Origin of the sequence: Enterobacter cloacae complex sp. 2022EL-00788 (genome assembly GCF_026627565.1) — a bacterium.
In the GTDB taxonomy this organism is placed as follows: Bacteria; Pseudomonadota; Gammaproteobacteria; order Enterobacterales; family Enterobacteriaceae; genus Enterobacter; species Enterobacter pasteurii.
This window is the reverse complement of sequence record NZ_JAPNMC010000006.1, coordinates 344,171-350,624: the sequence shown is the minus strand read 5'-3', so window position 1 is coordinate 350,624 and position 6,454 is coordinate 344,171. Positions and strand designations below refer to the sequence as shown.

General features: G+C 55.6%; 6 protein-coding genes. 2 read left to right on the top strand and 4 right to left on the bottom strand.

Translation table 11 applies throughout. The annotated features are described in order from the left end of the window. Nucleotides 1-432: 432 nt before the first annotated feature. Nucleotides 433-1,140 (top strand): FadR/GntR family transcriptional regulator, encoded by a 708-nt coding sequence (locus tag OWK27_RS12415; RefSeq protein ID WP_267590479.1) that lies wholly within the window; start codon nt 433-435, stop codon nt 1,138-1,140. Further along, nucleotides 1,137-2,570 carry a multidrug transporter subunit MdtD gene (gene mdtD / locus OWK27_RS12410; RefSeq protein WP_148420335.1) on the top strand — a complete coding sequence of 478 codons (1,434 nt, stop codon included), beginning with the start codon at nt 1,137-1,139 and terminating at the stop codon, nt 2,568-2,570. Before OWK27_RS12415 ends, mdtD begins: the two co-directional genes overlap by 4 nt. On the opposite strand, the gene rbsR is transcribed toward mdtD, so the two are convergent. The 4 genes from rbsR to rbsC all read right to left on the bottom strand — a co-directional run bounded on the left by rbsR (nt 2,536) and on the right by rbsC (nt 6,453). Then, a complete protein-coding gene (gene rbsR / locus OWK27_RS12405; RefSeq protein WP_148420336.1) occupies nt 2,536-3,528 on the bottom strand; it encodes a ribose operon transcriptional repressor RbsR in 993 nt (330 codons plus the stop codon). The genes mdtD and rbsR overlap by 35 nt on opposite strands. A gap of 3 nt (nt 3,529-3,531) precedes the next feature. Beyond that, on the bottom strand, nt 3,532-4,461 hold the full coding sequence (gene rbsK / locus OWK27_RS12400; RefSeq protein WP_267590486.1) for a ribokinase: 930 nt from the start codon (nt 4,459-4,461) through the stop codon (nt 3,532-3,534). Nucleotides 4,462-4,569: 108 nt separating this feature from the next. Next, complete coding sequence (gene rbsB / locus OWK27_RS12395) at nt 4,570-5,460, bottom strand: ribose ABC transporter substrate-binding protein RbsB (RefSeq protein WP_148420337.1); 891 nt, start codon at nt 5,458-5,460, stop codon at nt 4,570-4,572. Nucleotides 5,461-5,487: 27 nt separating this feature from the next. Then, nucleotides 5,488-6,453, bottom strand: a complete 966-nt coding sequence (rbsC, locus tag OWK27_RS12390) for a ribose ABC transporter permease (protein WP_108368022.1) — start codon at nt 6,451-6,453, stop codon at nt 5,488-5,490. Nucleotide 6,454 lies beyond the last annotated feature (1 nt).

Genomic DNA, 6,454 nt, shown 5'->3' with positions numbered 1-6,454 from the left:
AACTTCGTAATGAATTACGTATGTTCACTCAGAGACTTGGTATTCATTTTTCGTCTTGCGACGTTAAGAATCCATGTCACTTTGAGTGCCCACACAGATTGTCTGATAAATTGTTAAAGAGCAGTGCCGCTTCGTTTTTCGCTGCGGCGCGGGGTGTGCATATTACGCTTTCCCGCTTCAGAGTCAAGCGATTATTTCGCTTTTCTCTGCTGACCCGGCGGCTTGCGTGCCGTTGTTCCGTGTCAGTGGAGGCGCATTATAGGGAGTTCTTCCGAAGTGACAAGAGGAAATTTGAAAAAAGTTTCTGACCGTGTTTTTTTTCACCAAAAGCGGTGAGAACAAGCTACAAATTGTTCTATTTGATGTATCTGCAACCACAATCACACCTGAGGTGGCATAATTAGCGGCAAGAATAGTTAAGGAATAAAAGCGATGCCATTAAGCGCACAACAGCTGGCAGCCCAAAAAAACCTGTCGTACGTGCTGGCAGAGAAGCTGGCTCAGCTGATCCTGGCAGGTGCATATGCCCCAGGCAGCATCCTGCCCAGCGAGATGGAACTGGGCGATCGGTTTGGCGTGAGCCGTACCGCCGTTCGCGAAGCGGTGAAAACATTATCGGCGAAAGGGATGGTGTTACCACGTCCGCGCATTGGCACCCGCGTTATGCCACAGGGGAACTGGAACTTTCTCGATCAGGAGTTACTCACCTGGTGGATGACCGAAGATAATTTTAACCAGGTCGTCGACCACTTTCTGGTCATGCGCAGCAGTCTTGAACCGCAGGCCTGCCTGCTTGCCGCCACGCTCGGCACCGCAGAACAAAAAGCGCAGCTCAATACCTTAATGGAAGAGATGGTGTTCCTGAAAAAGCACTTTAACCGCGAACGCTGGGTCGAGGTCGATATGGCCTGGCATGAGCATATCTATAATATGAGCGCGAATCCGTTTCTGACGTCTTTTGCTTCTTTATTCCATTCGGTGTACCACACTTACTTTACCTCTATTACGCAGGATGAGGTGGTGAAGCTGGATCTGCATCAGGCGATTGTCGATGCTATTCAGGAGAGCGACGGGCAGCGAGCCCTGAGTGCGTGCCAGGCATTGCTGGCCGCGCCAACCCACCAGCAGGTAAATAAATGACAGAGAAAAAAGCGCGCAGTATGGCCGGATTGCCGTGGATTGCAGCCATGGCGTTCTTTATGCAGGCACTGGATGCCACTATCCTCAATACCGCACTTCCCGCAATAGCACAGAGCCTTAACCGTTCTCCGCTGGCGATGCAGTCTGCCATCATCAGTTACACCCTGACGGTGGCGATGCTTATTCCGGTTAGCGGCTGGCTGGCCGATCGATTCGGTACCCGAAAAGTTTTTATGGTGGCGGTCACGCTCTTTACGCTTGGCTCGCTGGCCTGCGCCCTCTCCACCTCATTGACGGAGCTGGTTATCTTCCGCGTGCTGCAGGGTATTGGCGGCGCGATGATGATGCCCGTCGCTCGCCTGGCGTTATTGCGCGCCTATCCGCGCAGCGAACTGCTTCCGGTGCTCAATTTTGTGACCATGCCGGGGCTGGTCGGTCCGATACTTGGTCCGGTACTCGGCGGGGTACTGGTTACCTGGGCAAGCTGGCACTGGATTTTCCTGATTAATATTCCGATTGGCGTGGCCGGGCTGATTTACGCCCGCAAATACATGCCGAACTTCACCACGCCACGACGCAGCTTCGATATGGGCGGCTTTTTCCTGTTTGGCCTGAGCCTGGTGCTCTTCTCCAGCGGGATGGAGCTGTTCGGCGAGAAAATCGTGGAAACGTGGCTGGCGCTTGCCGTCATCCTCAGCGGTATTCTGCTGTTCCTTCTCTATATACGTCACGCGCGCCGCCACCCGACGCCGCTTATCTCTTTATCCCTTTTTAATACCCGAACATTTTCCGTCGGGATCGCGGGCAATATTGCCTCACGTCTGGGCACGGGCTGCGTACCCTTCCTGATGCCGCTGATGTTGCAGGTCGGTTTTGGCTACCCGGCGCTGATCGCGGGCTGCATGATGGCGCCCACGGCAATGGGATCGATTCTGGCGAAATCCACGGTTACGCAGGTGCTGCGCTGGTTCGGCTATCGTAAGACGCTGGTTGGCGTAACGGTATTTATTGGATTAATGATTGCGCAGTTCTCGCTGCAGTCTGCGGCGTTACCCATCTGGATGCTGATCCTGCCGCTGTTTGTGCTGGGGATGGCGATGTCGACGCAGTTCACGTCGATGAATACGATAACCCTGGCGGACCTTACCGACGAGAATGCCAGCAGCGGCAACAGCGTACTGGCGGTGACCCAACAGCTGTCGATCAGCCTCGGGGTCGCCGTGAGCGCCGCGGTCCTGCGGTTTTATGAAGGGTTTGACGGTACCAATACCGTGGAGCAGTTCCACTATACCTTTATCACCATGGGCGCGCTTACGGTGGTGTCGGCGCTGGTCTTCATGCTGTTAAAACCGAAAGATGGCCAGAACCTGATTAAAGAGCGTCACAAGGAAAAGGCTAAACCGAACCGCGTTCCATCAGAACAGGAGTAAGCTGCAGCCGTTGCTGTTGCAGCGTGGGCTGCGCCATGCGGTGGATCAACACATCGATGGCCAGCTCGCCCAGTTCATCCTTAGGCTGATGAATCGTCGTCAGCGGCGGCGTCATGTAGCGCGCCAGTTCGATATCATCGTAACCAATAATCGCCATATCTTCCGGAACGCGTAATCCGGCCTGATACAGCGCCTGATACGCGCCAAACGCCATCGCGTCGTTACCGATAAATACCGCCTGCGGGCGAATCTCTTGTGCCAGCAGTTTCTGCATCGCCTCGAATCCGCCATTAAATTCAAAATCGCCGGTGATCTGATAACCATCAGGAACGGCAAGCCCCGCACGCTGCATTGCAGAGAGATAGCCTTCCAGCCGCAGGCGCGCCGGGGTTTTATCCAGCGGGCCGGTAATGCAGGCAATGCGGGTATGACCTTTATCGATCAGATGCTGCGTCGCCATATCGCCGCCCAGCAGCGAGTTATCCTGGATCAGATCGCTGGTACCGTCGAACGGCGCCCAGTCCATCATCACCGTGGGAATAGAAGGGTAGCGCTGGATGATCTCTTTCGAAGGTTGATGCGTTTCGGTACAGAGCAGCAGCAGCCCGTCGACGCGTTTTTGCATCAGCGTCTCCAGATTGCGGTTCATGCGCTGCTCGTCCCCTTCGGTATTGCACAGCACCAGGCTGTAGCCGCGCTCAAAGCAGCTGCGCTCCACGCCGCGCACCAGTTCAGAATAGAAAGGGTTGGTACTGGCCGTAATCAGCATGCCGATGGTGCGCGTCTGGTTGAGCTTCAGGCTGCGCGCCAGCGCCGACGGCGCATAGTTGAGTTCTTTTATTGCAGCGTCAACTTTCTCCCGAATCGCCTCGCTGACGAAGCGATCTTTATTGATAACGTGGGAAACAGTCGAGGTAGAAACACCCGCCATACGGGCGACATCTTTCATTGTGGCCAAGCGTTACCCCTGCTGACTTAAGAATTCATCGATCTCTTTACGCCACGGCACGGAAGGCTGAGCGCCTTTACGCGTCACCGCAATCGCGGCGGCGGCATGCGCAAAGCGGATCGCGTCATCCATCGCTTTCCCTTCCAGCAGCGCCGTCACCAGCGCACCGTTAAAGGTATCTCCAGCGGCGATGGTATCGATGGCTTTCACCTTAAAGCCCGGTACGCGACGGCCTTCACCGTTGACGCTTGCCCACACGCCGCGGCTACCGAGGGTGATAATCACGGTGCCGATGCCTTTGTCGTGCAGCGCTTTTGCTGCACGCGCTGCGTCGTCATCAGTTTCCACGCGGATCCCCGTCAGCTTTTCCGCTTCGGTTTCATTCGGGGTGATGATATCCACCAGCGCCAGCAGTTCGTCTGATAATACACGGGCAGGCGCAGGGTTCAGTACGACAGAGGTATGATTTTCCTGGGCTATTTTCGCGGCGGCGAGCACGCTTTCAACCGGCGACTCCAGCTGCATCAGCAGGGCTGCCGCTCCGGCGATAATTTCACGCTGCGCTTCGACGCGTTCTGTCGTTAACGCAGCATTGGCTCCCGCATGAATACCGATGACATTCTCACCTTCCGCGTTGACGAAAATCAGCGCCACGCCGGTAGATTCCCCTTCAACCACGCTGACTGGCGCAATATCGATATTGTCGCTGGCCAGCTGTTTGCGAACGCGCTCGCCGGTATCGTCATCGCCCGTGCAGGCGATAAACGCGATATTCGCCCCGCTGCGCCCGGCCGCTACCGCCTGGTTTGCGCCCTTACCGCCGAACGCCACCTGGTACTGATTGCCGGTGACGGTTTCGCCCGGCGTGGGGAAAGTTTCAAGGTTGAGAATGTGATCGGCATTGATACTGCCAAGGACGACGAGGTTGCCTACGGTTTTCATGTATGAGCTGTCCATCTGAGAGCGCCACCGGTATTACCCGGTGGCGTATGCCACACTTTTCTTTTATTTGGTGTCCCTCAGGCAGCCAGCGACTGCCTGAATCGCCTTTTACTGCTTAATGACCAGCTTCAGGTCAACCGGGTATTTGGCCTGAACTTTTTCGCCCTTCAGCACTTTATCGGCAGTTTGCACGCCAGTTGCGCCAATCTGCTCAGGCAGCTGAGCGATGGTCGCAGCCAGTTTGCCATCATTTACTGCTTTTTCACCATCCGGAGTGCCGTCAAATCCGACAACCATCACATCAGTTTTACCCGCAGTCTGAAGCGCACGCAGCGCGCCCAGCGCCATTTCGTCGTTCTGAGCGAACACGGCCTTCACGTCAGGATGCGCGGTCAGCAGGTTCTGCATAACGTTCAGACCTTTAGTACGGTCGAAGTCTGCCGGCTGGCTCGCCAGCACGTTAAATTTGTGCGCAGCAACGGCCTGCTGGAAGCCTTCACCACGCTCACGCGCAGCGGACGTACCGGCAATGCCCTGTAGTTCGATAACTTTCGCGCCTTCTCCGGCTTTCTTCGCAATGTAATCACCGGCGATTTTACCGCCCAGTACGTTATCAGACGCGATGTGGCTGACAACTTCACCTTTCGTTGCCTGACGGTCCAGGGTGATGACCGGGATCTTCGCCTGGTTTGCCATCTTCACGGCGTTACCTACCGCGTCGGAATCGGTTGGGTTGATCAGCAGGATTTTGGTACCACGAACGGTTAAGTCCTGAACGTTCGCCAGCTCTTTTGCCGGGTTGTTCTGAGAGTCCAGCACCACCAGGTTGTAGCCCAGTTTGTCCGCTTCTTTCTGCGCGCCGTCCTTCAGGGAGACGAAGAACGGGTTGTTCAGGGTTGAGACAACCAGCGCGATGGTATCTTTCGCCATGGCGTTAGCACTTACGGTTGCGCTCAGCGCGACAGCAGAAACCAGGGTAGCCAGTTTTTTCATGTTCATATCTAAGATGTCCTGTAGTGTCGTCAGTTACTGTTTTTTGTTGTCTACCAGTACCGCCAGCAAAATCACCACTGCCTTAACGATCATCTGGTAATAGGAGGAAACACCTAACAAATTCAAACCATTATTCAGGAAACCGAGGATCAGTGCGCCGATCAATGTCCCAACAATGCGACCTTTACCGCCAGCAAGGCTGGTACCGCCCAGAACCACTGCCGCGATGGCATCCAGCTCATACCCCGTACCCGCCGTTGGCTGCGCGGAAGAGAGGCGCGCCACTTCGATGATGCCCGCCAGAGACGCCAGCAGGCCGCACAGGGAGTAAACGATAATTTTGACTTTATTAACGCTGATGCCGGACAGACGCGTTGCCGCTTCGTTACCGCCCAGCGCATAGATATAACGGCCCAGACGGGTATGGTGCAGCATGTACCACGCCGCCAGGAAGACGATAGCCATGATCCAGACCGGCGTCGGGATACCCAGCGGACGGCCGATACCGAACCAGCCAAACAGATCGGCGTTTTCGGTAAAGCCGGTATTCACCGGGCTACCGTTGGTGTACACCATGGTGACGCCGCGCAGCAGCAGCATCATCACCAGCGTGGCAATAAACGCCTGTACGCGACCTTTTGCCACAATTACGCCGGTTACCGCGCCAATCGCCGCGCCAGCCGCCAGCGCAGCGGCAACGGCCACCAGCGCGTTGACTTCAATACCGACAATCGACGCGGCAATCGCACCGGTAAGCGCCAGCAGGGAACCGACGGACAGATCGATACCCGAAGTCAGAATCACCAGCGTCATCCCCACCGCCATAATGGCGTTTACGGAAGTCTGCTGAAGAATGTTGAACAGGTTATTAACGGTAAAAAAGTTCGGGCTCATGGTCGATACAATCGCGATCAGCACCAGCAGGGCAATCAGCGATTTTTGCTCCATCAGCCATGCCTTTGTGAAATAGCGGCGACCAGAAACAGCCTGGGTAGTCATC

Excerpts from the sequence above, each read along its gene's own strand:
- OWK27_RS12415 (WP_267590479.1), top strand. The coding sequence starts at position 433 with ATGCCATTAAGCGCACAACAGCTGGCAGCCCAAAAAAACCTGTCGTAC.
- mdtD (WP_148420335.1), top strand. The coding sequence starts at position 1,137 with ATGACAGAGAAAAAAGCGCGCAGTATGGCCGGATTGCCGTGGATTGCA.
- rbsK (WP_267590486.1), bottom strand. The coding sequence starts at position 4,461 with ATGAAAACCGTAGGCAACCTCGTCGTCCTTGGCAGTATCAATGCCGAT.
- rbsB (WP_148420337.1), bottom strand. The coding sequence starts at position 5,460 with ATGAACATGAAAAAACTGGCTACCCTGGTTTCTGCTGTCGCGCTGAGC.
- rbsC (WP_108368022.1), bottom strand. The coding sequence starts at position 6,453 with ATGACTACCCAGGCTGTTTCTGGTCGCCGCTATTTCACAAAGGCATGG.